Below are 26,106 nucleotides of genomic sequence, written 5' to 3'. Positions count from 1 at the left end.
TCATTCATCCCTTGGAACGTTCGTATGCGTGTGGAATCCCGGAGTCGTGATTGCCATTGCGCCGGATGAAGGTCATCTTCCGGGTCTGCAGCCGCCACCCGCCCTCGGTTCGGAGATAGCTGTCCGTGTAGTAGCCGATGCGCATGTCGTGCGTGCTGTGGTCGATGAAACACAGCGGCTGGGTGCCGTCGGCGGTGTCGCCGTTCAGTTCGACGAGTGGTGTTCCGGTGAGGAACAGGCCCTTCGGGGCGGCGTCCACCAGATCGGGAAACAGGTCGAGGGTGTAGGTGTCGCCGAAGGCGCTGTACGTGCCGTCGGTGGTGAACACCTCCAACAGTCCGTCGATATCGCCCTTGGTGATCGTGACCGCGTACTTGGCCAACAGCTGCTGGATTTCGATCAGGTCCTGGATGGACACAGGCTGCTCTGCCTCTCACTGTCTATCACTCATTGTTGGGCGAATGCCCAACCTCACACAAGGAGGTCTATCATTCAATGCCGAGGTGGTCAAGCGCTGTGGTCGTGAGTATCAGCATGTTAACGGATGATCCTGCAGCAGACTCGACTCGCTGCTCGGCTCCGTTGATGTTAGCTCGGCGCCCCCATGAGAAGATTGGGCGATCGCCTATATTGTGAATGGTTTACAGGTGGTGAGGCGGTTCGGCCTCTCGGGGGCGGCGGCCCGTCGGAGACGTCGCCGTCGTTGGTCTTCGGGCGGGCGGACGCAACGCCGGTGTGCCGCGGGCGCGACTGTCTCAGATCACATTAGTTGACCGATTGATCAGCTTCAAGCTTGCTTGCGGCGCGGTATGTGCTGCTCAAGATGCTTCAGCTGAGGTACAAGCGATGAACCTCAAGCGCATGACATGTTGAGCGTCAGGTCAACTTTGTGTCCTCCGGCTATCGGAATTTTTGGTCGCCTGGTGCAGAATCGACCGCATGAAAGCAATCCGTCACACGTCCTTCGGGGGCCCCGAGGTTCTGGAGACCGTCGAGGTTCCTCGACCGACCCCCCGCCCCGAGCAGGTCCTGATCCGCATGGGTGCCACCTCGGTGAACCCGGTGGATTGGAAAATGCGATCCGGTAGTTCTCCCGTAGCCGGGGATCCGCCGTTTCCGGTTGGTTTCGATGTCTCCGGAACGATCGTCGAGGTCGGTGACGCGGTGGTCGAGTTCCGACCGGGCGACAATGTGTTCGGCATGGTGCCCAGCCGCACCGGCACACACAGCGAATATGTTCTCGCTCGCACCGAGGGGCTGGCGCTGCGCCCGACAGGCCTCGACGACGTGCATGCGGCCGCGCTGGCCACCGCTGGGTTGACCGCGTGGCAGGGATTGAAGCTGTCCGGCCTGCGCCCGGGCGAGCGCATTTTGATTCACGGTGCCGCCGGTGGGGTGGGTCATCTTGCGATTCAGTTCGCCAAGGTGCGTGGGGCGCACGTGACCGGTACCGCTCGCACCGCCAACCACGACTTTTTGCGCGCACTCGGTGCGGACGATCTGATTGATTACACGGCTGTCGACTTCGCCGCCGTCGTCAGCGCGGTCGATGTGGTGCTGGATATGGTGGGCGGAGAATATGGTGAGCGGTCGCTGAGTGTGCTTCGGCCTGGAGGCCGCTACATCGCTACCCGCGATTGCGACGCTCGGTCAGATCCGCGTCATCAGCGTGTCAACGGCCGACCTTCCTCGTCCGACCTCGCCGAGATCGGGAAACTGGTCGCCGCCGGACAGGTGCAGATCCATGTCGATCAGATGATATCGCTCGACGAGATCGTCGAGGCCCACCGGATCGCAGAGTCGGGTCGAGTGCGTGGCAAGATCGCACTGACACCCTGGCGCTGATCGGCTTACGCATGTCCGGGATGTCAGCTGGCGCCCGGCGGTTATGCGTCGTAGAACTTCGAGAAGTCCAGGCGTCGCTTCTCTTTGAACGCGGTATGCCTTCGATGTCCCTCTTGGAATCACCGAACAGTTTCAGCGTGGAGTGACCTGCCCGAGCAGGTGCGCGGCGCCGTCGATCTGATCCTCACCCCGCCCCGTACGGCGACTCGATCCACGGCCACGGACGGGTCCATGCCGGAGAAGGGATCCGCAAACGGAACCACCGGACGGTGGCGAGTTTGCGGGCATCGCCGGTGTACACGACCGCGCCCGTGTCGTACCCGGCGTCGGCCGGCCAGAGCGAGGTTCTCCCGGGCGATCGCGGCCCACCGATCCTCGTATTCCACGCCCAGGGCGCGACGGTCGGCGTGGATGGCCTCGATGAGGCCGCGGCGCTACCTCAAACCCGGCAGCTACGTCGTGGTCACCGCCCGCCCCTGGCGGCAGCACGCCGAACTGGTCGACCTGCCATCCGTGCTCACCCGCTGCGCCGCCACGGCCGGGCTCGTGCCCGTCGACCGCGCCGTCGCGCTGCCAGATTCCAATTAGCTGTACAGGCCACGGGCCTCGTTCATTCGTGTCCTGGCGGGGCGGCGAGCGCATGCGCGGCCCGGTCGAACTGGTATATCGACAGCGGCGCCGTGGTGGTGGTGGCTATTGGGCTGCCCTGGTTGATTTTTGGAGTTCGGTGACGGTCTCGTCGATCCAGTCGCAGATGAAGTCACGCACCATGGGCATGTTGTCGATGCTGCAGTGCTCGACTCCGCCTTCGCGGCCGGTGAAGATCTTCAGTTCGCGTTTGGGGCTGTTGACGAGGTCGTCGAACAGGTTGTGGGCGTACTCGAGGGGGATCTGGCGGTCGTGTGCGCCATGGACTACGAGGAATGGGACCCGGACTCGGTCCATGATTCCGCGAAGGGTGACTTTTGGGGCGATCTGGAGGAACTCGTCCATGTCTTTTGCGCCCCACACCCAGCGCACATGTTCCCAGTAGTGCGGGACGGGCCGGTCTCCTTGGTTTTCGAGGCGGCGTAGCTGGACTTGGCCCCAGTCGTAGTTCGCGCCCCACGCGACACTGAACTTGATCCGGGGTTCGAAGGCGGTGGCTCGCGGCCCGTAGTACCCACCCAGTGACCAGGCGAGCATTCCGATCATGGTGTGGTCGATGTCGTTGCGCTGTTCGAGCATGTCGATGCAGGCGGCGGCCCATTGCTCGCTTTCGGGGATGGCCGTCATTCCACGCAGACGAAGGGCTTCTCCCGCGCCGGGGGCGTCGACCATGAGCGTGGAGATGCCGCGGCGGCGCAGCTCGTCCGGGGTGCCGGATCCGTAGAACTGTTCCTTGGTGCTGTCGAGGCCGTTGAAGAAGAGCACGCAGGGTGCCGGGCCGGTGGTGTCGGCGTGCATCAGAATGCCGGGGAAGCTGCCCTCGCCATAGGGGACCTCGATGCGTTCTGCGGGCTGGTCGGTGAGCTCCAGGAATTTCGCGAAGCTCGCCAGCGTCTTGGCGTAGGCGTCCTTGCGGGGCGCGAAGGAGTGGTTCTGCATGCGTTCGGCGGTTTGGTAGTACACCGCAGCCCGGCGGTGCTTCTCGCCGGCGCTGTGGCGTCGGTTGAGTTTTTCGTCTTCCTCGGCAAGTTCGACCAGAGTGTCGGCGATCTCGCACCAGGAGGTGAAGAACGATTGAGTGGCTTCGTCTTCGGTTTGCTCGCCAGGATCTACGAGTGGTCGACAGGCGCGGTCGACCTCGCCTATCAGGCCACCGGTGGCCAAAGCCAATCCCGCGGACAGGTTCCACACGTACTTACCCGGTACAGGTTCGAACATCATTTACCTTCTTTCATCAGAGATCGCGGCGGTGCTATCTGCTCAGACCGAGCGCGGCGTACGTCTGTTCGACGGTGGCGATGTCGTGACCGAGTTCGGTGGTGAGGCGGACTGCACGCTCGACGAGGGGAGTGCTGCCTTCGGCGAGTTGTCCCTTGCCGAGGTAGAGGGTGTCCTCGAGTCCGGCGCGGGCGTTGCCGCCGAGCGCGAGGCCGATTGCGGTCAGTTCCAGATTCGCGCGTCCGATCGCGATGACCTGCCAGATCGCTCCCTCGGGCAGTCGCCGGACCATGGTGAGCAGGTTGTCGGCTGTTGCTGCCATACCGCCCTGTACACCTAGCACGATCGAGAATTGCAGCGGCTCAGGAAGAAGTCCTTTGTCCCGCAGCCGCAGGCAGGACTCGAGGTGTCCGGTGTCGTAGATTTCGAGTTCGGGTTTGACGTCGAGGTCGCGCATTTTCGCCGCCAAACGTATGACCCCGGCGGGTGGGTTCAGGAATTCTCCGTGCCCGAAGCTCATCGAACAGGGGTTGAGTGTGGCCATCTGCGGGGCCAGATCGACCAGCTTCTCGCGCTCTTCGAAGGGGACGGTGAGTCCCACGCCGGTCGACATCTGGATCAGGATCGGGCATCGCTCGGCGATCAGGTCCATCACTTGCCGTCCGATGCCGAGGTCGGCGGTCGGACGCTGCTGCTCGTCGCGTAGGTGGATGTGCGCGACTGAGGCCCCGGCCCGGTAGCCAGCTTCGACAGCCTCGGCGATCTCCTGCGGTGTGGTCGGTAGGTGTGGGTTGTCGGATTTGGTGGCGATCGGCCCGGTGGGCGCGACGGTGATGGCAACGCTCATGTCAGCGTGAACTTTCCGTGCGGGGAGGTGTGGTTGCGTCTGGTGCTAGGACGGCAAGTGGGTGCTCGGTGATCGGTTATACGGGCGCGGGGATCCACAGGCCCTTGTCCGGGTCGTTGAACATCGCCGGGATCATCTGTTCGGTGATCAGCCCGCCGGTGCCCCATTGGTCGGCGGCCTCGGGCGTGGCTTCGAATCGCCGTGGCTGCCAGGCGTCGTCGTCTTCAATCTTCTCGAGCTCAGTGGTGTATTCGACGACGTTGCCTGCGGGGTCGAGGAAGTAGGAGAAGGTGTTGTCTCCGGCTCCATGTCGTCCGGGGCCCCAGATCGGCGGCTGCCCGGCGCGGGTGAGTCGCCCGGTGCCCCGCATGTATTCATCGATGCCGCGCATCTCGAACGAGACATGGTTGAGCGAGGTGTGCGGGCCCTGGGAGATCGCGAGAATGTGGTGGTCGGTGCGTACCCGCAGAAAACACATCCGGTCTTCGAGCCAGTCTGAAAGCCGGAACCCGAGGTGGGTCTCGTAGAACGCTTTGGTGGCCACGACATCGGTGGAGTTGATGACGACGTGGCTGAGCTTTTGGGGTATCGATTCGCGGGGCTCCAGTGTCCGCGCCGCGCGCTGCTCGACATCGCTGGACACCTCGATCAACCGGCCATCGGGGTCGAAGAAACGAAATCCGTAGCCTCCACCGGGGGTGTCCAGAGTCCCTGGTTCGCGTACCAGCCTGATGCCAGCCAGTCCCAGCCGCTGGGCGAGAGCCTCGACCTCGGCTGGGGTGCCGACGGCGAAACTGATCAGATCCAGTCGCTTCTCGAAGTCCCGGCGCACCCGCACGATGTAGTTCTCCGGATGGGCGGGAGTACCGAAGAACGCGAGTCCATTGTCCTCGGCGACCAGTTCCAGGCCCCACGTGTTGCGGTAGAACTCGACCGAAGCCTCGAAGTTCGGCACGGCCATCCCCACGTGCCGAACATGGGTGATAGGCGATTTGGCGTGTGCAAACATCGTGTCCCTCGGTTCCGGAATAGAAGGCGGTGGATCGACGAGTCCGCAACGTCCAATGCCGCGCAGTCGGAAGAAGCCGCTGTGTGTGGAGGCAGGTCCCCGAGGGCGGGCTCGTCGGCACCACCGACGCTAGTGCCTCAGATCACAGAGGTGTTATCAATTCTCTTCGATCGGATCCATCACTGCCGTCGATAATCAGATGTTGAGCATTTCTGCTGACTGACGAATCCGCTCACGCAACCAGCGATGCGCGGGGCTGTCTTGATGGCGTGGACTCCAGAACATCGCTTCGGTGATCGGAGTCAGCACCACCGGCGGCTCGAGCAGCCGGATCTGAGCTTGAGTGGCGAGGCTACGGCCGAGGCGTTCATGGACGAGAGTGAGGAAGCGGGTTCCGCGCAGCATCAAAGGGGCGACCACGAAACTCTGCGTGGTCACGTCGATCGCGCGTTCCGCACCCCGTGCGCGCAACTGCAACTGTGCAGCCGAAGGCAGCGGACCACCGTCGTAGGCCAGATACGGCAGGGTCTGGAACTGCTCGCGGGTAATCGCATCGCCAACCTCCGGGTGATCGACATCGACCGCACACACGAGCCGGTCGTGGAACAGGTCCTCCGACAGCAACGGGGTATCGGACCGTTCGATCTCGCGCGGGACGATAAACAAATCGATCTGGCCGCGCCGTAACTGGTCGGCGTAGTCACCGCTGATGGGACGCACGTTGATCCGCACACGCGGTGCTTCGGCAGCCACTTCGCTGAGTAGCGACTTGAGCAGGACCAGCAGCACGTAGTCGCTGGCAAGCAGGGTGAATGTCTGCTGGTCGACGGTGGGATCGAAGGTGCGTCGTCGCCCAAGCGCACCTTCCATTATCGACAGCGACTGACGGATCGGCCCGGTCAGAGACTCCGCGACCGGGGTCGGGACGAACACCCGCCCGTCACGTACCAGCAGGGGATCGTTGAACAGTTTGCGCAACCGTGCCAGCGACGCGCTCATGGCGGGTTGTCCCACCGCCATGCGTTCGGCCGCGCGAGTAACGCTCCGTTCGGCCATCAGCGCGTCGAACGCGACGAGCAGATTCAGATCAACGCGCTGCAGATCGCGCACCAGCCACCTCTTCGATTCCTGCAAGTATCAATCCTAACGATGTACAGCATCGACAGGAATCACTTGGCGTTGTGTGTTCCACGTCATACCGTGGGGTTCTCGTGAGCTGCGCCCCTAGCAGCGACTTCTCGTCCCATGATGCCGATGTATTCCGGCGGGGTGGCCCGTTCGCCCTCGCCAGCACCTCAAGGAGTTCCCATGTTGGTCCACAAAGTTCTCGTCGTCGGCGCCGGAATCGGTGGACTCGGAGCTGCCGCACTGCTGGGGCAACGCGGGGTACAGGTCGATGTGATCGAGGCACGCCCGGATTCCGCCGTGCTCGGAGTGGGCATCAACCAGCCCGCGAACTCGCTGCGCGCACTGGCCAGGATCGGTGTACTCGATGAATGCCTGCGTGCCGGATATAGCCACAGCGGCAACACCTTCTTCGACTGGCATGGCAACCTGATCGTCGACTGCCCCTCGCGGCTCGGTGACGACATCGTCCCGGCCAACAGCGCGCTCTCGCGCGCCGAGTTGAAACGAATACTGCTCGGTGCCGCCGAGAGCGCACAGGCCAAGATCCGCTACGGGGTGACCGTGGAGACTCTGGCCGACGACGGTGAACAGGTCCTGGTCCGCACCAGTGACGGCGCTAGTGAGCTCTACGACCTGGTGATCGGCTTCGACGGGGCGAAATCGGCGATGCGTGAAATGGTCGTCGGGCCAGACCACGATCCCGTTTTCACTGGTTACGGGGTGTGGCGCAAAACCGTGCGGCGTGATCCCTCGGTAACCAACACCCTTCTGTTCCAGGGGGATCGGAGCAAGGCCGGGGTGATTCCGCTGTCGCAGGAATCGATGTATCTGTTCCTGGTCACTCCGGAGCCGGGCAACCCGCGCCACGATCGGGCCGACTTCGCGACACTGCTGCGAGCGCGCCTGGCCGGATATCAGGGAATCATCGGAGCGCTGCGTGATGGCCTCGACGGGCCCGAAGGCATCGTTTACAGCCCGTTGAACGAGGTTCTGCTGCCAGCCCCCTGGCATCGCGGCCGCCTCGTCGTTCTGGGTGATGCTGCCCACATGGCTGCACCGCACCTGACCCAGGGTGCCGGGATGGCACTCGAAGACGCCGCCGTCCTGGCGGAGGAGCTCGAACGCGGTACCGATCTGGACCCTGCCATGGCCGCGTTCATGAACCGCCGATACGAGCGAGTCAAACTCGTCCACGACGCCTCCCACGCCATCCTGGTCGGCGAAATGGCCATCGACGCCGCGGCGATCCCGACCGCCAGCGAGCACATGCGCGAGACGCTCCCCGCACAAACAGCGGCCGTCGAAGACGCGCTCAATCGCCCCTTCTGACGTCGCTACCGCACACGATCCCGACCGTGAACACTGAAAAGGCGCTGACCACCATGCGTACCTTGATCGATATCTCTGTACCCCTGCAAGCAGGAATCGCCTCGGACCCACCAGGGTTGCTCCCGCAGATCGACTACCACACCCACCAGGACACCGCCGAGGACCTTCTCGCGTTCTTCCCCGGTGCAACGAGGGCAGACCTTCCTGGAGGTGAGGGCTGGGCGATCGAACGAGTCTCTATGACCACTCACAGCGGCACCCATCTCGATGCCCCATACCACTACGCATCAACCATGGACAACGGCCGCCGTGCCATCACCATCGACGAAGTACCGCTGGAATGGTGCCTCCAGCCCGCGGTCAAACTTGACTTCCGCCACTTCCCCGACGGATACGTCGTGACTCCCTATGACATCGACGCCGAACTCGCGCGCATCGGCCATACGCTCAGCCCCCTCGAGATCGTGGTCGTCAACACAGCCGCCGGCACCCGATACGGTCAGGACAGCTACGTGTCCACGGGCTGCGGAATCGGCCGTGAGGCAACACTGCGCCTGCTCGAACAAGGTGTCAGGCTCACTGGCACCGACGCGTGGAGCTGGGACGCCCCCTTTGTGCACACCGCGCAGCGCTACGCACAACACCAAGACAGCTCGATCATCTGGGAAGGTCACAAGGCCGGACGAGAAACCGGGTACTGCCACATCGAGAAGCTGCATAACCTCGAGCAACTGCCCGCGACCGGCTTCGAAATCTCCTGCTTCCCCGTCAAGGTCCACGCCGCCTCCGCTGGATGGACACGCGCTATCGCCATCTTCGACAACACGGACGAGGTCGGTCTCGAACCCCAGCGATAGCCGTTAGCCTGGCGGCGCACCAAAATTAAGAACAGCCATGAACCAGTCATGCCGTGTCACAGCCAATGCTTCAGCCTATATTGATGGTGCCTGTGTTGTCGCCGTGGACGTTCACCTGCCGCGCATCGTCGAACGCTTGCGCAACGACAATCTCGACCGGCCGGTTTTGCCGCGCGGCGGTCACAAGCCCATCGATTTCGCTCGCGAAGCCCGAGTCCTCACGTGCGGTGTCGGCGATGCGTTGGGCAACCACAGCCTGTGCCTCAAGCGTAGGAGCATCAGTCAAAGCCGTTATCGCGGACCCAATTTCGGGCTCACGCCGAAACCGATCAGTGACCAGATTACGAAGACGCTCGACCGCATGCCACGCGGTGTCACCAGCATCCTTGGCGAACTGCTCACCGAACTTCGTCGCTACCAATGCTGCGGCAGCAACACCCAGCGAAATCGGATCCATTGAGGTTCCCCCGCTAATCCGGAGAGCGGATTATCTGGTTCCGGCCAGAACCCGTTGATGGTAGCTGGCCTCGTATTCGTCGGGTGAGCGCCAATCCAGCTTCTTCTGGATGCGTTGGGTGTTGTACCAGCCGTCGATGTAGGAGAACAACGCGTTCTCCGCGTCTTCCCTTGTGCGCCAGGAGTTCCGGTAGACGAGCTCGGTCTTCAGTGTGGAGAAGAAGTTCTCCATGAGCGCGTTGTCGTAGCTGTCTCCGACCGATCCCATCGACTGGGCAATCCCGTTGTCGGCCAACCTGTTCGCGAAACGGATCGCTGTGTAGGTCGAGCCGCGGTCGGAATGATGGACCAGCTGCCCGTCACGCACGTCTCGCGTCCACACCGCATACTCGAGGGCCCCGAGTACCAACTCTGTGTCGCAACGATCCGAGCATTTCCACCCCACGATCCGGTTGGAGAACGCATCCCGGACCGCTGCCAGCCAGAACACACCCTCGCCGGTCGAAATCCGGGTCGCGTCCGCCACCCATAACCGATCCGGAGTGGCTGCAGTGAAGTCGCGGTTGACCAGATCCGGTGCCGGCGTGGCCCGCCTGTCCTGCCGGGTCGAGGGAATGCGCCATTTCTTGCGCAGGAACGCGCCCTGCAACCCCGCCCGCCGCATCAGTCGTTCGACTCGTTTGCGCCCCACACCGATGCCGCGGCGGCGCAGCATCGCGTGCACCCGCGGCGATCCGTAGGTACCACCGGAACTGGTGTGGATATCGACGATTTCAGCCAGTAACTCCTCGTCGGCCAGCCGCCTCTGCGATGGCGCCTTCGCCTGCTGCAGCCACCCGTAAAATGTCGATGACGCGATGTCCAGCACCCGCAATACGAGCTCGACCGAGTGCTGCGGGTGATCTTTCACGAACCGCACGATCACCTCCGGGTCTGGCCGAGCTCTGAGGCGAAATACGCACTCGCATCACGCAATACAGCGTTGACTCGCTCGAGTTCGGCCACCCGCTTACGTAGTTGCTTGTTCTCGGCGAGCATGTCGGTGGTCGGTCTGTCATGACGTTCACCGGCATCAGCCTCGGCCTGGCGGATCCAGTTCCGCAACGCCTCGTGATGCACCCCCAGTTGCTGCGCCAGCTTGCGGATCGTCGGCTTGGGATCGGACTCCTGATACAAGCGGACCGCCCGCGCTTTCAACGCGTCGGGGTACTTCTTCGGTGCTGCCACGAATGACTCCTTCCGGTCCTATCGGACCACAGTCAGAGCCCTCCGAGAAAGCGGGGGAACCTCAGTTCTCCACCATCACACTGACCTGGGCCGATGCTGGCTACACGGGCAGGCTGGTGCGCTGGTCGCACCACGCCCTGAACCTGACGGTCACGATCGTCAACGCATCGATCCCGGCTTCGTGATCCTGCCGCGGCGCTGGGTGGTGGAACGAACGCTGGCCACGAAGCCATGGTCTACATCGCCACCATCATGACCATGTCACGCAGCCTCACCCGAGCATGACCGAGTTCCCGGACGCTAGCTCGGATGCCCTCTGAGCGGCGATCTCGAAAAGAAACAGGCCAGGTCAACAGGCCTTTCCTAGTTAGTGAGTGTACTCACTTGACATGGCGAGAGGCGCTGACAAGACTGAGTGAGTAAACTCACTCAGTAGGAGAGGACGCTGGTATGCGTGCGGCTTTGGGACAAGAGCCCGGGCGGCGGTTGGTGCTGCGGTCCAGGCTGGGGGTGGCTATCTTGGTGCTCTTGTGCACTGTCCAGTTTCTGGACATCGTGGACTCGGCGATCGTGAACGTCGCGCTGCCGTCCATCCAGCACAGTTTGCATTTCACACAGCAGAATCTGCAATGGGTGGCCAGTGGCTACATCTTGACTTATGGCGGCTTTCTGCTGCTCGGTGGCCGTCTGGGCGATCTGCTCGGCCGACGCCGCGTGCTGTTCGCGGGTCTAGTGGTATTCGCTTCAGCCTCATTGACGGCCGGACTGACCGACAGTGCCGGGCTGTTGATCGCGGCGCGGCTTGTGCAGGGCATCGGGGCGGCGTTCATGGCTCCCGCGGCGCTGTCCGAACTGACGACGCGTTTCCGCGAGGGCAAGGATCGGGACACGGCGCTCGGGGTGTGGGGCGGCATCAGCGGCGTGGCCGCGGCGGCGGGTGTGTTCCTCGGGGGAGTCATCTCCCAAGGGCCGGGCTGGCGGTGGGTGTTCTTCGTGAACCCGCCCATCTGCCTCGCGGTAATCGCTTGTGGCGTGATGCTTCTGGCAGACGGCCGGCCCAGCCGGACCGGGCGGGCGGCATTCGATTCGCAGGGTGCGGTGCTGGTGACCGGCGGCATGCTGCTGTTGGTGTACGGACTGGTGCGCGCGCCGGTCGTGGGTTGGGGCTCGCTTTCCACCGTCCTGTGCTTGGGCGGATCGGCCGCTGTGCTTGTCGCGTTCGCGCTCAACGAGGTGCGCACCCGCGATCCGCTGATGCCCGCGGCCGTTCTCCGGGTGAAAGGGCTGCTCGCGGCGGATCTGACCCAGCTGATCGCGTTCGCCGGGTTCTTCTCGCTGCTTTTCTACGCCACCCTCTACATGCAGGAGATCCTGCACTACTCGCCGATCCGGGCCGGAGCGGCCTACCTTCCGATCACCGCAGGGTTCGCCGTCGCCGGAGGCGTTGCGTCGCAACTGATCACGCGCGTGGGCACCCGCTGGGTGATGATCGTGGGCTGCCTGCTCGCCGGGGCAGGCATCTACTACGTGTCCAGGGTGCCGATGCACGGTTCGTATGTCGGAGATCTGCTGCCGGGATTTCTCGTGATGTCATTGGGGGCGGGGCCGGTGTTCGTCGCTGTCACCGCTGCGGCCAACGCGGGCGTGCCGCCGGACAAGGCCGGGCTGGCGGCGGCATTGCTGAACTCGTCCCAGCAGGTCGGCAGCGCGTTCGGCCTCGCAGTCCTGTCCGCTGTCGCCATCACCCGCACCAACGACCTGATCGCTGCGGGCGCGTCCACCGCCGTGGCCGCCGATTCCGGCTACCATCGGGCGCTGTTCGTCGGGGCTATCCTGATGGCGGTCGCGGCCCTGATCGCCCTGCGCTCCGGCAATACGCGTATGCGGGCCCCGCTGGTAATGGTCGACGCCGGAGCGTCGTATCCTGTTAAGTGAGATGGCTGACTCAACCCAGACTGCGGCCGTCGCACCGCGGCCGGGCAAACGGCAGCGGCTCGTGGCCGCGGCCGTTCAACTCCTGCACCAGCAGGGAGTGCAGCGGACCACGCTCGCCGACATCGCGCAGGCGGCCGAGGTGCCGCCCGGTAACGTCTACTACTACTTCAAAACCAAGGACGAGGTGGTCACCGCCGCCATCGACGCTCACCTCCAGCAGATCAGAGGAGCCCTCGCCGATATCGACGCTCGCTTCGATTCGCCGAGAAGCCGCCTGAAAGCCCTCGTGGATCTGTTCACCGCCGACAGTGAGACCGTCACCCAATACGGTTGCCCCATCGGCACTCTCTGCTCGGAACTCGACAAACGCCCCGCGCACGAGGCGTTCCCTGTCGCCGACCTGTTGCACCTCCCCATCGCCTGGGCCGAAACCCAGTTCCGCGTCCTCGGCCGTGCCGACGCCCACGACCTAGCCCTGCAGCTCATGGCCGCCTACGAAGGCAGCGCTCTGCTGTCCAATACTCTCCGCGACCCCACCATCCTCACAACCGCGGCCCGCCGCCTAACCCACTGGCTGACCACGCTTTAAGAAGTGGGTCCAAGAACTCGGACGGATGCCCGTCCAGAGTTTCCGGACACGCTCTCAACTCAGCGGGCCTGCGGATAGCCGATTTCGGAGATGTCTTGGGCCGGAGCGCAGGCTCGTCGATTCAGAGCGGGCGGCTGATCAGGCGGCGGCCCTCGTCCAGGAAACCGTGTGCGCGGTAGTAGTCGAGCAGACGGCCGACGTCTCGGCTGCTCGGCGCCACGACCAACTCCAAGGACCGGCAACCTTGCTCGCGCGCCCAGACGACGCTGTCGGCGATCAGCCGGCCGCCCAGCCCTTGTCCTCGTGCCATCGGCACTACGAAAAGATCCTCCAGTTCGGCGATCAGCCCATCCTCCAGACCGAAACTGGTTGTGGTGACAGCAAAACCGAGTAGTTGGTCCTCCAGCTGCACCACGGCGACCCGCGCCATGGGCGATGCCAGCAACACCGAGAGGTTGCGGCGCAGCGCACGCTCGTCGGTACTGAGGCCGTCCTCCGCGTAGAACGCCATGGCCAGCGGTAACACTGCGGCCAGATCGGCAGGACCAGCAGTATTCAGATCTACCGGTGCGATCGTCATACTGTCAGTACACCCGAGCTGACCACAGTCGTGCACAGCCCTTCTCGCAGTATGCGAGGTCGCCGATACGCCATGTGCTGCGGTCCGCGGTTCGGCATACGCAAATCGGCAATACCGCGCATCGTCGGCTCGAGCACGCCGTCTACGTCTACCCACAGGACCTGCAGCCGGATGTCGTCCCGGCTCTGCTCATTGCCCTGCCGGAGGCGTAGGTTTCGTTCTCGCCGCCGGCCCCGCCCCAGCTGCGCAGCAATAGCCCGGTATGCCCCGCACCCCACTGCCAAACCTCGAACCGCTCTCACGCGTCACCCATACGGTCTCAAACGTGCATACCCTCGCGTTGCACGATCGGCTCTCGGACACCTCGGTGAGCGCGACAGAATCCCGGGCACACCAGTGCTTTCGGCATGTCTGGAATACGTGTCGTACGGAGCTGGGCGGGGTTGCATGCCGGATGTTCTGGCGGATCTGCGCGGTGATCGACTACGCGACGAAGTACTGCCTGGCCGTTACCGTGACTTCGACGGCCCGCGGTGCCGACGCGCTGGCGTGTCTGCGGCTCGCGGTCACCGAGGTCGAGCGGATCCTCGACGTGGGCGACCTGCGTGCCGATCGCGGGCTGGCCGAGGTTATCGGGCCAGCCGGACAGGTGGTCGGTATGGTGCCCGCGCCGATCGCGGTGGTGTCGGACGACGGTCCGTGCTTTCGTGGGGAGGTGTTCAAGACCGCGTTCGCCGGAGCTGACCCGCTGCTGCGCCACGTTCGCACGCGGGTGCGGTCACCTCAGATGAACGGTGTGATCGAAAGGTGGTTCGGCACCGTGAAATACGAGCATTTGTTCCGTGGCGTGATCGCCGACGGCGATGCGCTGGACATGGAGGTTCACCGATTCCGGGTTATCTACAACACGATCAGGCCGCACCAGGCGCTCGGCGACCGAACACCTGAATCGGCCTACACCAGCGATGACCAGCGGTAAAACGCTCGATAAGCGGCTGTTATCGAATGGTACGAAATGTGGTACACAACCGAGGCTGGCGGTCGGAGGGGTGGCGCGGCGTCCAACGCTCGCATCGAACGGGCCTTGTGCCTGCCGAAGTGGCGAAGGTGGGCTCTGTGCGGTTTCCGGCTGCGGTGCGTGGATTGCTCGTCAATGCGACCGATCCCATGCGCCGACACCGTTTTCCAGCAGTCGGGCGGCGCGGTGAAGATCTGCGATGACCGCCTCGCAGACGAGTTCGGGCGAGTGGTCCTGAGCGAGGTGTCGGTGCAGGCTGTCGGCTTGCACACGCCACAGACCCAGTAGCGCATGCGCGGCGATCTGCGGTTCTGGATCGCCGGGGGATAAGCCGGCCCGAGCAGCGAGTGTGGCCGCAGCCGCCTCTGCGAAGCGGCCCGTCATGTCGCTCTGGTACGCGCGCAGCGCAGGAGTGCTGTGTAACAGGTCGCCGAAGCGTCGGATCCGAACGGCATCTTCGGACCGACCGGACACCAGAGTGGCCGTGATGGCGCGTGTTTGCTGCTCGAGGATCCGCACAAGTGTTGCGACCGGGGGGTTTGCGGAGTTGGCCAGTCCGTCGCGGATCGAATCGACCGAGGACTCGAGCCGGTCCAGGATCAGCGCTTCCTTGCTCGGGAAGTAGTTGAACACCGTCTTCTCTGACACCCCGCACGCGGCGGCCACCTCGGACACTGTGACGGCGTCGAATCCCCGCGCCAGGAACATCCGGGTAGCGGTGTCCGACAGTCGCTCGCGCATCAACCGTTTCTTGCGCTGCCGCACACCCTCCATCGGGACCGCCTCAGTAGCATTCCGCCCAGCCATGAGCCCATATTAGTTCAGTCACTGAAAGTTTCTGCTACTATTTTACAGTCACAGAAACTTTTGATCATTCCCGCTGTTCAGGAGCACCCGATGAGCGACATCCACATCGTTCGCGACTACCCCTACTCGCCGATTCAGGTCTGGCACGCGGTTACCGACCCGGACTTGGTCCCGCTGTGGACTGCGACGGGCCGGGGCGGTCGTCCCGTCGGCTTCCGGCCCGAACCGGGCACCCGGTTCCAGTTCATCGGTAAGCCGACGCCAGGCTGGAACGGCGTCGTAGATTGCGAGGTTCTCGACATCGACCGACCGCGCTTGTTCCGCTACACCTGGACCAGCGGCGAGAACGGTCAGCTCACCACGGTCACATACCGCCTGCAACCCCACGCCGACGGCACCCGCTTCACCTACGAGCACACCGGATACACCGGTGTCAGCGGCTTGCTGCTATCCACACTGCTGGGTAAGGTCCGCCGCACGATGCTCTCCAGCGGCCTGCCCGCCGTGCTCGCCGACCTCGACCCGGACGGACACCTGAAACCCGACAGCACACTGCGGCCGAAAGCGCTGTCCTGACCCGGATCCCAATCGACCCGCACCCTGGTACGGAGCTGTTCGAGATGGCGGTAGTGCCAACGGTTTCGGATCGCTGATGACTCAGTACACCCCCAGCCCCCTCGACCCGCCCCCGTGATTTCGGTCCAGATGATGTGAACCGCACCACCGCCTCCACCAAAGCCCATGTCAGGCCCCCGATTGCCGCTTCGGAAGTGCTGTAACCGCCCATCCGCGGCCGAGCCAATCCAGACCCACCGAACCGTCCGCCCATCGGCATTACCGCGCGTTCAGCGCGGTCGCACCATCGCTGGCGTAAACCTCATGACCAGCGAGATCCTGCCGGGATCGGGAGTGTCGGAATCTCAGACAGTCCCCCTTGTCCGCGGGCTCCGCCGGTGACTAGCGCGACTTTGTTCGAGAGATCTGTCATACGAGGTGTCTCTTCTCTGGGGTGCCGAACGGTCTCGGGGAAAATGTTCACGATCGAGCCTCCGCGCCGCCGACGACCGTTGCAACGACGACAATGTGTCGCATTACCACGGCCGCAGGGCCGGATCAGTGGACAACCGAAAGGCAATTTTTTCTGCGCAGTAATGAGTAGATGTCGCCTTGGCGTGCTTCCAGTTGCGTGAATATTTTGGTGAGGGTGGTATCGGATTGGGCTTCGGGTACGCCGAGCAGGATGCATGGTTGCTGGATTCGGGGTGCCAGCGCTTCGTCGAGTATTCGGTGCGGTGGTATGAGTACGAGCGGAATGTCGCGACCGTCCGCGACGCTTCCGACGATGAGGCACGGGAGGGTTGTGCCGTCGAGGTCGACTGCGTCGAGAGTTGTTGCGCTACTGCGAAGCTGGCTGCTGTTTTGGGAAGTGTCACGCTGACGTGTCGCGAATGCGGACTTGGCCAGATCGCTCAGCGTGACGATGGGGAGTTCGTGGAGCTGGGCGAACACGACGATTTCGGCTCCGGTGGCGATGTGAGCGGGGTGCTCGTCGCTGACGAGGGTGGCTATGGCCGCCGCTGGTGGGCGGCGGGCGAGCCGCATCAGCTCGAGGGCGGCCTCGGGTACGCGGAAGGTTCCAGGATCGCGGTCGGGGGCGGTCCGGAGAGGAATAACGTGGCCTGGCCGAGTGAACGCGTCCGGAGCGGAATGGTCGGAGCCGAGGAGCCGAATTGTTCGGGCGCGGTCGGCGGCGGATATTCCGGTGCTGATCTCGGTGGCGGCATCGACGGTGACACATTGGGCACTGCCCCTCACGGTGCCTTGTTGCGGTGGGAGGTTCAGCTTGTCGCAGGAACGCGCTGGTAGCGCGACTTGGAGTAATCCCGAAGTGTGGCGGATCGCGAATACTGCGTCCGAGGTGCTGAACCGGTCTGCGGGGAAAACGATTTCACTCCACTGGGGCCACTGTGGATCATCGACGATGATGACGGCCCTGCCGCAGGCCGAGCTGCGGGCGGCGGTGCCCACTCCGGTGCTGTCCTGCTCGTCGTTGTGGGGTGTCGATTCGACGAGTTCCACTCGCCGAGGGGGTGATCGAATTTCGCCGCGGTTCACTTCAGGGCGCCTCTCCTGCGGATCGTGCCCGTGGATCAGTTACTGGCGCCGGTCTGTTGCTGGGCTTCGTACTTGGCGGTCGCGGCATTGATGGCGGCCATGGTCTCGGCCTTCCATTCGCCGTCGAGTACCCACTTGTTGTGTTCGCGGATCGGCTTCAGTTGTCCACGGAACTCGGGGATCACATGCTCGGCCCACAGCTGTACTGCATTGAGTTGGCGCTCGTATGTGGTGAAGTCGGTCAGAGTCATGATGAAGCTGCCGAATCCGCCGGTCTGATCAGCGAGCCGGCGGATCGTTTCGATTGCGGTATCGGGTGTTCCGATCAGTACCGATCCCCCCGCGATGGCCTCGTCGATCATGTCCTCGACGTTCGGCTTGTCGGATGCCGGGAGTGGTGAGATATGTGCCAGGTAGTTCCAGATCTCTTCGAACCCGTGCTTACAGTCTTCACGCGCCTGGTCCTCTGTTTCCGCGATATGCGAGATGGCCGACAGTCGCCAGTTCTTCCGGGAGATGGTTCGGCCGGCCTTGGCCGCTTCGGTCTCCGCGATATTCCAATGTGACCTCAGCGCATCGAACGCCGCCGGGTTCGTGGACGAGAGGTTGATCATGCCGACGCCGAGACGGCCGGAGGTCACCGGGCCGGAGGGTGATGTGACGGCGGCGACCACCACATCCAGTTCGGGGACGGAGTACGGCAAGACCTGCAGTTTGGCATCGTGCAGTTCGAACCAGTCCGACTTCGCGGTGACTGTCTCGCCTCGCAGCAAACGGACGATGACCTCAGCACCCTCCAACATCATGTCCCGTTGCCTGCTGGGGTCGATGCCCAGCATGTGCGCGTCCGAAAGCAGCTGGCCGGGCCCGAATCCCATCATGGCGCGACCGTGGGAGAGGTGGTCGAGCATCACCAGTCGCTCAGCCAGCAGGAACGGATTGTGATAGGGCAGCGAGTTGACGGCGGTACCGAGCCGAATGGTGTTGGTGCGCTGCGAGGCTGCCGCGAGCATCATCTCCGGCGAGCCTATCGGCTCGTGGCCACCCGAGTGGTGCTCACCGAGCCACGCCTCCTGGAATCCGAGCCGATCGGCGAGCTCGATTACCTGGAGGTCACGCTCGAATAGCACCGAAGGACTGACGCCGATTTTGTGGAAAGGCGCCATGAAGACACCGAAGGACGTTGGGTAGTAGGACTCGGACATGCGGCACCTCGGTGTTCGTCGTATCGGAAGAATCGTGCGGGTTGTTCGAAATAGGTCGGGCTCGTTCAGTTCGGTGCTGCGTACTTGGCGAGTGTCGCCTCGATGCTCCCCGGTTCGATCCGCCCTCCCAATGCCTCTATGAGAACGATGGGGTCGAAATATTCACGGAAGTGAGTTATTTTGCCGTCTCTGATCGTGAAGCGAGTTACGTACTCGTTCTTCATCTCGACCGGAACCACCAAGGTCATATCACTCTTGTATTCGGCGATCACCTCGCCCGGATCCGAGTGATACGTCTCGAGGGAGATATCGTACAAGCCTTCGGTGACGATGAAGACCGGCATTTTCTGAACGAACGCCAGAACATCTTCCTTGCCTGTAATTCGCTTGTCGAAGCCCGGTGGCGCGTAACGCATTTCGAAGACGACGTCGTCGGCGAGTAGCCGCCGCTTTTCCTCGAAGTCCCAGGCGTTGATCGCGTCGAGGTATCGACGGGCGATGTCGATGTTCGCTGCTCTCAGTTCGTCGTCTGTCGGCACCCTGCGCTCCTGAACCTAACTGAACTCATTTCAGGAGGCTGACGTTATACCTGTGATCCAGGTCTCGTCAAGGGTCTCGCGGATGGTCGAGTTGGCAGCTCGAAGGTGGTCTGACATGCGGATGGTATGTGCTAACCTAACTGAACTTGATTCAGTTTTGCATGGAAGGGCGTGCAGATGCCGACCGATTCGAGGCCCGCCGACCCAGGATTCACATCAGGTAACGATCTCACTCCCGAGGTCCTCAGATCCGCCTACGGTCGCTTCCCGTCCGGCGTTGCCGCCGTATGCGCTGTCGTCGATGGAAAGCCGACAGGAATCTCCGCCAGCTCTTTTGTATCCGTTTCATTGAACCCAGCACTGGTGTCGGTATGTGTGGCACTCACCTCGACGACATGGCCGACGCTGAAACGTGCCGGCACGTTAGGCGTCAGCGTCCTGGCTGACGCGCATGCGCCGGTTGCGAAGGCTCTCGCATCTCGCGGGACCGATAAATTCGCAGCCGTACAATGGGTCCGGGACGAGTCGGATGCCGTGTTCATCAATGGGTCCGCGTTGTGGCTCAACTGCGCAATTTACGAACAAGTTCGGGTTGGCGATCACGATATCGTAGTTCTCGAGGTCAACGGCGTCCGAGCAGACACTGCGGTGTCGCCCCTGGTTTTCCACGACAGCAACTTTCACCGAGTGGCCGCACCCGATGCATGGGCAACGAACTGAAGGGCATTCCAGAATGTATGTGAGCGTCTCGAGCCAATCCGTAACCGCACACGATATGTCCACTTTGGATGAGTTCGACTTCTTGTTGACCGTCGATCGGGACACAGCCGACGCCGTCCTCAGGAGCGAAAACCTTGGATACCTTGCGGCTGATTCTGCGTTCGCCGCTGTCGACTGGCTTGTTCGGCAGGGGCGACCGAACGACGAGAATTGGCGCCGGGACTTCGACGCGATGCTCGCGTATGCGGCTGGCAAAGGCTGGTACGACGGACAGTACGTCCAAGGACACATCCGCGACCACGGATCTCGGCCGACGACCACAGCCGACTGACGGGCGACCTGGTCGGCCAGATGAGCTGATCGCGATAGAACCCGACCTCGTCACCGGCATTAGACTCGCTCCGCAGTGGGCTTGAGACCATACCGTCGGTGACGTTCGACCTTCTGGACCTGGGCGAGCATGCAGCACAGCGGCCGCGTGGATGCCTCCACCTAGCACGCAACGTCCGAGCCGACAGCCCTCCGAGCATTTGTGTGGCCCATTGCGATGATGACCGGCACCGGCGTATCCCCGTCGACGAACGTGTCGGTTGGGAAGGCACGCTACTTCGAGCTGGGCTGCTGTTGTTGAGCTTTCCCGGCAGGCACCGTGCGGGACGCGAGGCCCCAGGAGGGCCACACCAAGACTGCTGGTGCAGCCGACGAGAAAGCAGCCCTGGGATACTCGGACTCGATCCCGGTCGGGCACGAGCCCAACCGGTGGACGTGCCGCTCTACCGGTGCGGCGCTGCGGATACAGCTGTTGGTCTATTGGTGGAATGGCTTCTTCTGCGCTCCGGCTTGGGCGGTGTCGGGTTGTTCGGGGGCGGGTTTGCGGATGCGGTTGATGATGAGGCCTGTCGCGGCGAGTGCGCCGGTGATGGGCCACTCGACGGTACCGGCGATGGTGAGTGCGCCCAATCCTCCGTAGTAGAGGTAGCGGGTGGGGATGGCGAGATTGACCGGTCCTGCCGTGATCTTGATGCCCGGGCCGGGAATCGCTACCTCGGCGCTGAGGTACGGCAGGTTGAGCGTCGCGGCGGGCGCGGCCGGCGCGGGGTGGGATTCGGCTCGAGGCGCCGAGGCGGGGCGGTCGTTGCTGGTGGTTCTACTGCGGGAAGGCATGGTGGTTGTCCTGTCCGTGTGCGAGAACTACCGGTTTGTGTCACCACCGGTATGAACCGGATCCGGTGGTGCGAAGCGAGTGGTTTGTTCATGGTCGCGCGTGGGTGGGATGGTCGGCAAGCGTTCGGCTCGTTCGATCAGTGCGTCGGTTCGTCGGGTGAACCAGGCCGGTGCGAACACCACTACAGCGGTGGTGGCGGTGACGGCGGTGAGCACTCCGCCCCAGGCCAACGGTCCCAGCGGGGTGCACCCGAAGAAATGGCTGACGCCAGGAGTCTCGACGATCGCCACGAGCACCGCGGCGCTGCCGACGGCGGTGGCCATCACGAGCGGGCTTTCCTGGCGCAGGACCAGGGTCTGGGCAAGTTGGGCGCCGACCAGGGCGGTCAATCCCATTGTGGCAGAACGCCGCCGGGTACCCGGTGTCCACTGCCCGATCGCCCAGGAGGCGGTGGCCGCAGCCGCGGTGGCGGCTCCTCGACGCGCGATGGCCTGGATCAGTGGTCGTTCGAGCGAGGGAGCCGGGGCCGACAGCACCGACACCGCAGCGGCGCACGTGGCCTCGGCCGGGTCCGCGTCGTCGGCGCGCCCCGGTGGCGAGACCGCGATGGCGAGCGCGGGGAACATGTCGGTGAGTAGGTTGACCAGCAGGAGTTGGCGTGTGCTGACCGGAGCACCACCGCGGCCGAGTGCGGTGCCGAGGATGGTGAACGCGACCTCGCCGGCATTCCCGCCGAGCAGCAGTGTGAGGGCATCGCGGACGCTGGCCCACATGTTCCGGCCTTCGACGAGGGCATCCAGCAGGACAGTGAGGTTCTCGCCGGTCACCACGAGATCGGCGGCTTCGCGTGCGGGCGAGGACCCGCGCCCGGTCACGCCGACCCCGACATCGGCCATGCGGATCGCCGCGGCATCGTTGGCTCCGTCGCCGACCATGGCCACGACGCGGCCGGACCGTTGCAGCGCCGAGACCACCTGCACCTTCTGTTCGGGGCTGACCCGAGCGAACACCTGGGCCGAGCCGGCGAGCGTCGAGCGGGCATCCTCGTCGGCGTCCGCGAGTTCGGCGCCGGTGACCACGCGCGCGTCGGCGGGAAAGCCGAGCTGGCGAGCGATCGCCCGAGCAGTGACCGGATGGTCACCGGTGATCAGCGCGGTGGTGCGGCGCGCGGCCACCAGCTGTTCGAGGAGCGGGCGCGCCGAGTCGCGGATGGTGTCGGCAAGTCCGATATAGCCGACGAGGGTCAGGTCGGTCGCGAGTGCATCGATCAGGTCCGGATCGTTCACCTCCTCCTCGTGAACGGCATCGGTCGTGCGCTGTGCGACAGCGAGCACTCGCAGGCCCTGATCGGCCAAGTGGTGCACAAGGTCCTCGGCTGAGGCACGGCCGGGGCCGCCGACGTCGAACCGGCAACGCGGCAGCACCACCTCCGGCGCGCCTTTGAGGACCAGCTGCGCATGCGAAGCCGACTCGGTGCCGACGAAAGCGATGATCGAGGCGGAGTAACCGCGGCTGGATTCGAAGGGAACCTCCGCGACGGTGGCCGGTTCGGGATCCTCTTCGCCGACGCGTGCGGCGGCGGTCAGGATCGCCTCGTCAGTGGCATGGGCGTGCCCCTCACCGTTCTCCGGACGTGGACACGCCCGTGCCGCGCAGCGCACCACCGCGGCGGCTCGCGGGTCAGTGATCTCCAGGTAGGGGCGATCAGCGGTGAAGCCGGGTGGGACCGCGGTCACGACCGCGAGCCGATTCAGTGTCAATGTTCCGGTCTTGTCGAAGCAGACCGTGTCGACTCGTCCGAGGGCCTCGAGTGTGCGTGGGGTGCGGACGAGCACGCCGAGGCGGGACAGGCGACGGGCGGCGGCCAGCTGGGCGAGGGTGGCCACCAGCGGCAGCCCCTCCGGGACCGCCGCTACCGCGATCGCTACCCCGTCGGCCACTGCCTGACGCAGCGTTCCCCGACGCGCGAGCGACAAACCACTCACCGCGGCACCCCCCGCCAAAGTCAGCGGCAGGACCTTGGCGGTGAGCTCGCGCAGCCGGTTCTGCACCCCCACAGCCACAGCCGCATCGGAGACCGAGGAGATAGCGCGGTGCGCGGCGGTGGCCGGCCCGGTGGCCACGACGATGGCGCGGGCGTGCCCGGCAATGATCGTGCTGCCCTCGAACAGCATGCTGGCTCGGTCGGGGGCGTCGTTGGCCACCGCCTCGACCTGTTTGATCACCGGAACCGACTCGCCGGTCAGCGACGACTCGTCGACCTCCAGATCGTCGGCGACCAGTAACCGGGCATCGGCCGGGATCACCTCCGGTGCACGCAGATCCAGGACGTCGCCGGGGTGCAATCGGGTAGCCGGGACAACCACGACACGCCCCGAATTACGCGCTGCGTGCAGCCGACGCGCTGTGGTCGCCACCGTGGGGACCACCACCCGCCGCACAGCCTGTTCTTGTTCGGCGAACAGCGCCTCGGTGGCCTTCTCCGCGCGCAGACGCTGGAGCCCACCCACCATCGCGTTCACGCTCATCACCCCGGCAACCAGCACCGCATCGACATTGCTGCCCAAGATCGCGGCCGCCGCCGCACCGACAGCCAGGATCGGAGTCAGCGGATCGCTCAATTCACGACGGGTGGCATCGGCCAGCCTGACCAGCAGTGCGGCCGGACGTCGAAGGGACTCTCCGGCACCGGTTTTCGACAGTTCGGACAGCACCCGGTACCACTGCGAGCTCACCGACGGCAGCGATGCGGGCATGGCGCCGGACACTCGCGAATACACGATCTCGGGATCGAGGGCATGCCACGCGGTCAGCGGCTGAGGCGGCGGGTCCGGCAGCCGCATGACCCGGTGAGCAGCCCACGCGCCGGAAATCCAGGCGCTCGCGCCCGCAGCGTTGACCGGGCTGAGCCATTGCCCCAGACCGAGCCGGCCACGTCGACCGGTTTCTCCCGTGACCAGCAGCAACCCCGCCAGGGTGCTACCCGCCTTGGCCAACCGCACCGCGGACTCGGTGGCTCGGTGCGCAGCCGACAGAGCCGTGAGTACCCGCACCGCCGCGACCAGATCGGTGCCGGCAATGAGGTCGGCGGTCCAGGGCGTCGCCGCCGCGGGATCGTCCAACGCCAGCCCGATATCGGCGACAGCGAGCGCGGCCAACGTGTCGATAGATAGGAAGTCCGGGTGCAGCGCAGAGATCAACATGACCGGGCCGCGGTCCTCTCGCAAATCCCGCACTATGTCCAGCAGAGGAGTGCCCGGCTCGTATGCGGCCGCTACCGACGGGGCCAATTCTTCGGTGCCGCCCACATGCCGCAACACCACTCGCGCGCCGCTGCGACGAGCCGTCTCCACCAACGGAATCGAATAGGGGTCCGGTTCCCAGCCGACCGCGAGGGTGGCCACCACCCGCCCGTCGACCAGCAGGTCGGCATACTCGACTCCCAGCGCCGGTGTCGTGATGTCCGGCCGCTGATGCCAGTTCAAACCGGCGCCCTCGGCGGGTAACTCGTCAGGGTCCGGCGGTGGAGCCTTCTCACCGTGCAGCAGCGCATCGGCGACCTCGTACACCCGCTCGTCGTCCCACCCCGGCACGTGCGCCTGGACATCGAGCACCGTGCGGGTGTCGCCACGCAACGCGGCGCCATCGATGACGACTACCCGAACCCGGTCCAGACGCCGTAACGCGCCCGGGTCCAGGACCAGCAGCCCCGCCTTGGCCAACCCCCGGCCCAGCACCGCCGCGAACGCTTCCCGCCCCATGTACGCCGCCTTGGGAACCCCGGCCAGCACCGCATCGGCGACATCGTCGACCGTGCCGCCCGCCAGCAGAGCCCCCGCGGCCGCCACGAGTGAACCGTTGGCGGACTGGTCGGCGTAGTCCTCGACTGCGCCGACCACTGCGGAGGCGGCGGCATCGACCGACACGTCGACGGTCGAGTCGACGACCACATGCGATGCCTCTCCGGCCGCGGCGACCGCCCAGCTGTGCCGCGGGCCGTCGGAGTCTTGCGCCGCCGAGATCACCGCCATTGCCGGGCCCTGCGGCCGCTCGGCATCGGCAAGGCCCGGCTCACGCGTTCGCCAGGTCTGCCGATGTGCCAGCGCCTCGGAAATCTGCGCTGTGCGCTGCATCAGATCCAGCAGTGGGCTGCCCGGTGCCTGTGCGAGCCCATGAGTTGTCGCGGAGATCGCGTTCAGCAGCAGATCGGTACCCACCCGCCCGAGCCGAGCCTCCAGCACCGCAACCACCCTGGGCTGATGCTTGATCACCGCCGCAGCGGCCCGCGCGGCGCGAGGCGCACGAGGAACCCTGCCCAGCCATCCGGTAACCGCCCCCGACACCGCCAACACGTCCATCGCCGCAGCCACCACCGGAACGACCAACGCCAGCGGATCCCCCGGATCAGCCGCCGGTACCACCGCCCTCATCGGCTGACGGCCCGCGCCCGCAACGCCCTCGGCCACACCGCGGATCGCCCGGTGAATCTCCTCGAGATCGGCGGTCTCCTCCCGCTCGATCACCAACCGCCCCAGAACCCCCTCGACATGGGCCGACACCACCCCCGGAACAGCCTGCACCGCCTGCTCCAACGCTGCGGACCACTGCACCCACGCCGGAAAAGGCAACACCGGGTCGAGATCGACATGCAGCCTTGGCCCCGCCAGCCACGCCACCAGCGAACCCGCATCATCCTGTCCGTTTCCCGGCGAACCGCCGAACACGACGCGCGCCGATGTACGAACCGGGCCGACCACCGGACCCACCAGCACCTGCGCAGCAACTATCGTCCCGGCTCCCACGCGAGCAGCCCACGACGCTACCGATGCAGCGTTGCTCGTAAACTCACCGAACCCAATGCTCCGCATG

24 protein-coding genes and 1 pseudogene are annotated in these 26,106 nt (G+C 64.5%); 10 read left to right on the top strand and 15 right to left on the bottom strand.

From position 1 onward, the window contains the following. Positions 1-4: 4 nt before the first annotated feature. The gene (locus K7711_RS37860) at positions 5-418 is read right to left on the bottom strand and encodes a nuclear transport factor 2 family protein (protein ID WP_222976072.1); all 414 of its coding nucleotides are present in this window, start codon (positions 416-418) and stop codon (positions 5-7) included. Positions 419-939: 521 nt separating this feature from the next. Here K7711_RS37860 and K7711_RS37855 point away from each other — a divergent pair. Further along, positions 940-1,845 (top strand): NADP-dependent oxidoreductase, encoded by a 906-nt coding sequence (locus K7711_RS37855; protein ID WP_222976370.1) that lies wholly within the window; start codon positions 940-942, stop codon positions 1,843-1,845. 420 nt (positions 1,846-2,265) lie between these two features. Further along, positions 2,266-2,433: a hypothetical protein gene (locus K7711_RS37850; protein WP_222976070.1), complete on the top strand. Its 168-nt coding sequence runs from the start codon at positions 2,266-2,268 to the stop codon at positions 2,431-2,433. Between the two features lie 105 nt (positions 2,434-2,538). On the opposite strand, the gene K7711_RS37845 is transcribed toward K7711_RS37850, so the two are convergent. From K7711_RS37845 to K7711_RS37830, 4 genes are all read right to left on the bottom strand, one after another. Then, on the bottom strand, positions 2,539-3,714 hold the full coding sequence (locus tag K7711_RS37845) for an alpha/beta hydrolase family protein (RefSeq protein WP_235748409.1): 1,176 nt from the start codon (positions 3,712-3,714) through the stop codon (positions 2,539-2,541). Between the two features lie 31 nt (positions 3,715-3,745). After that, positions 3,746-4,558, bottom strand: a complete 813-nt coding sequence (locus K7711_RS37840) for a beta-keto acid cleavage family enzyme (RefSeq protein WP_222976068.1) — start codon at positions 4,556-4,558, stop codon at positions 3,746-3,748. Between the two features lie 76 nt (positions 4,559-4,634). After that, the gene (locus tag K7711_RS37835) at positions 4,635-5,519 is read right to left on the bottom strand and encodes a VOC family protein (protein WP_235748434.1); all 885 of its coding nucleotides are present in this window, start codon (positions 5,517-5,519) and stop codon (positions 4,635-4,637) included. Positions 5,520-5,762: 243 nt separating this feature from the next. Beyond that, positions 5,763-6,701 (bottom strand): LysR family transcriptional regulator, encoded by a 939-nt coding sequence (locus tag K7711_RS37830; RefSeq protein WP_222976064.1) that lies wholly within the window; start codon positions 6,699-6,701, stop codon positions 5,763-5,765. 174 nt (positions 6,702-6,875) lie between these two features. On the opposite strand from K7711_RS37830, the gene K7711_RS37825 reads away from it, so the two are divergent. Both K7711_RS37825 and K7711_RS37820 read left to right on the top strand, forming a co-directional pair. Next, positions 6,876-8,024: an FAD-dependent monooxygenase gene (locus tag K7711_RS37825; protein ID WP_222976062.1), complete on the top strand. Its 1,149-nt coding sequence runs from the start codon at positions 6,876-6,878 to the stop codon at positions 8,022-8,024. 53 nt (positions 8,025-8,077) lie between these two features. Continuing rightward, positions 8,078-8,881: a cyclase family protein gene (locus K7711_RS37820; protein ID WP_222976366.1), complete on the top strand. Its 804-nt coding sequence runs from the start codon at positions 8,078-8,080 to the stop codon at positions 8,879-8,881. Between the two features lie 70 nt (positions 8,882-8,951). Here K7711_RS37820 and K7711_RS37815 read toward each other — a convergent pair whose 3' ends face one another. Genes K7711_RS37815 through K7711_RS37805 form a run of 3 tightly spaced genes read right to left on the bottom strand, consistent with a single transcriptional unit; the run spans position 8,952 to position 10,564 of the window. Beyond that, a complete protein-coding gene (locus K7711_RS37815; RefSeq protein WP_222976060.1) occupies positions 8,952-9,338 on the bottom strand; it encodes a hypothetical protein in 387 nt (128 codons plus the stop codon). A gap of 30 nt (positions 9,339-9,368) precedes the next feature. Beyond that, on the bottom strand, positions 9,369-10,247 hold the full coding sequence (locus K7711_RS37810) for an IS3 family transposase (protein ID WP_222976058.1): 879 nt from the start codon (positions 10,245-10,247) through the stop codon (positions 9,369-9,371). Positions 10,248-10,258: 11 nt separating this feature from the next. Further along, positions 10,259-10,564, bottom strand: a complete 306-nt coding sequence (locus K7711_RS37805) for a transposase (protein ID WP_222976056.1) — start codon at positions 10,562-10,564, stop codon at positions 10,259-10,261. Positions 10,565-11,086: 522 nt separating this feature from the next. Between K7711_RS37805 and K7711_RS37800 the strand changes: the two genes are divergently transcribed. Both K7711_RS37800 and K7711_RS37795 read left to right on the top strand, forming a co-directional pair. Beyond that, complete coding sequence (locus K7711_RS37800) at positions 11,087-12,499, top strand: MFS transporter (RefSeq protein ID WP_308015138.1); 1,413 nt, start codon at positions 11,087-11,089, stop codon at positions 12,497-12,499. A gap of 1 nt (position 12,500) precedes the next feature. Continuing rightward, positions 12,501-13,088: a TetR/AcrR family transcriptional regulator gene (locus K7711_RS37795; RefSeq protein ID WP_222976051.1), complete on the top strand. Its 588-nt coding sequence runs from the start codon at positions 12,501-12,503 to the stop codon at positions 13,086-13,088. A 121-nt stretch (positions 13,089-13,209) separates the two neighbouring features. On the opposite strand, the gene K7711_RS37790 is transcribed toward K7711_RS37795, so the two are convergent. Beyond that, complete coding sequence (locus K7711_RS37790; protein WP_222976049.1) at positions 13,210-13,668, bottom strand: GNAT family N-acetyltransferase; 459 nt, start codon at positions 13,666-13,668, stop codon at positions 13,210-13,212. Positions 13,669-14,260: 592 nt separating this feature from the next. Here K7711_RS37790 and K7711_RS37785 point away from each other — a divergent pair. Next, positions 14,261-14,647, top strand: a complete 387-nt coding sequence (locus K7711_RS37785) for an integrase core domain-containing protein (RefSeq protein ID WP_222976047.1) — start codon at positions 14,261-14,263, stop codon at positions 14,645-14,647. 171 nt (positions 14,648-14,818) lie between these two features. On the opposite strand, the gene K7711_RS37780 is transcribed toward K7711_RS37785, so the two are convergent. Then, the gene (locus K7711_RS37780) at positions 14,819-15,427 is read right to left on the bottom strand and encodes a TetR family transcriptional regulator (protein WP_268929666.1); all 609 of its coding nucleotides are present in this window, start codon (positions 15,425-15,427) and stop codon (positions 14,819-14,821) included. 156 nt (positions 15,428-15,583) lie between these two features. Between K7711_RS37780 and K7711_RS37775 the strand changes: the two genes are divergently transcribed. Continuing rightward, on the top strand, positions 15,584-16,069 hold the full coding sequence (locus K7711_RS37775) for an SRPBCC family protein (protein WP_222976043.1): 486 nt from the start codon (positions 15,584-15,586) through the stop codon (positions 16,067-16,069). Between the two features lie 537 nt (positions 16,070-16,606). Here the strand turns inward: K7711_RS37775 and K7711_RS37770 are convergent. The 3 genes from K7711_RS37770 to K7711_RS37760 form a co-directional block, all read right to left on the bottom strand. Then, the gene (locus tag K7711_RS37770) at positions 16,607-17,572 is read right to left on the bottom strand and encodes a 3,4-dihydroxy-2-butanone-4-phosphate synthase (protein ID WP_222976041.1); all 966 of its coding nucleotides are present in this window, start codon (positions 17,570-17,572) and stop codon (positions 16,607-16,609) included. A 71-nt stretch (positions 17,573-17,643) separates the two neighbouring features. Next, positions 17,644-18,774, bottom strand: coding sequence for an LLM class flavin-dependent oxidoreductase (locus K7711_RS37765; RefSeq protein ID WP_235748428.1), 1,131 nt, complete (start codon positions 18,772-18,774; stop codon positions 17,644-17,646). A 104-nt stretch (positions 18,775-18,878) separates the two neighbouring features. Next, a complete protein-coding gene (locus tag K7711_RS37760) occupies positions 18,879-19,352 on the bottom strand; it encodes a nuclear transport factor 2 family protein (protein WP_222976039.1) in 474 nt (157 codons plus the stop codon). A 177-nt stretch (positions 19,353-19,529) separates the two neighbouring features. On the opposite strand from K7711_RS37760, the gene K7711_RS37755 reads away from it, so the two are divergent. Next, positions 19,530-20,072: a flavin reductase family protein gene (locus tag K7711_RS37755; protein WP_222976364.1), complete on the top strand. Its 543-nt coding sequence runs from the start codon at positions 19,530-19,532 to the stop codon at positions 20,070-20,072. Between the two features lie 55 nt (positions 20,073-20,127). After that, positions 20,128-20,403 (top strand): hypothetical protein, encoded by a 276-nt coding sequence (locus K7711_RS37750; protein WP_222976037.1) that lies wholly within the window; start codon positions 20,128-20,130, stop codon positions 20,401-20,403. Between the two features lie 476 nt (positions 20,404-20,879). Here K7711_RS37750 and K7711_RS37745 read toward each other — a convergent pair whose 3' ends face one another. Beyond that, complete coding sequence (locus K7711_RS37745) at positions 20,880-21,236, bottom strand: hypothetical protein (RefSeq protein WP_222976035.1); 357 nt, start codon at positions 21,234-21,236, stop codon at positions 20,880-20,882. Positions 21,237-21,356: 120 nt separating this feature from the next. After that, a pseudogene (locus K7711_RS37740) lies at positions 21,357-26,105 on the bottom strand (cation-translocating P-type ATPase); the annotation flags it as partial. Position 26,106 lies beyond the last annotated feature (1 nt).

This window comes from Nocardia coffeae (assembly GCF_019890715.1).
Taxonomy (GTDB): domain Bacteria; phylum Actinomycetota; class Actinomycetes; order Mycobacteriales; family Mycobacteriaceae; genus Nocardia; species Nocardia jiangxiensis.
This window is presented reverse-complemented; position numbering and strand designations above follow the sequence as displayed.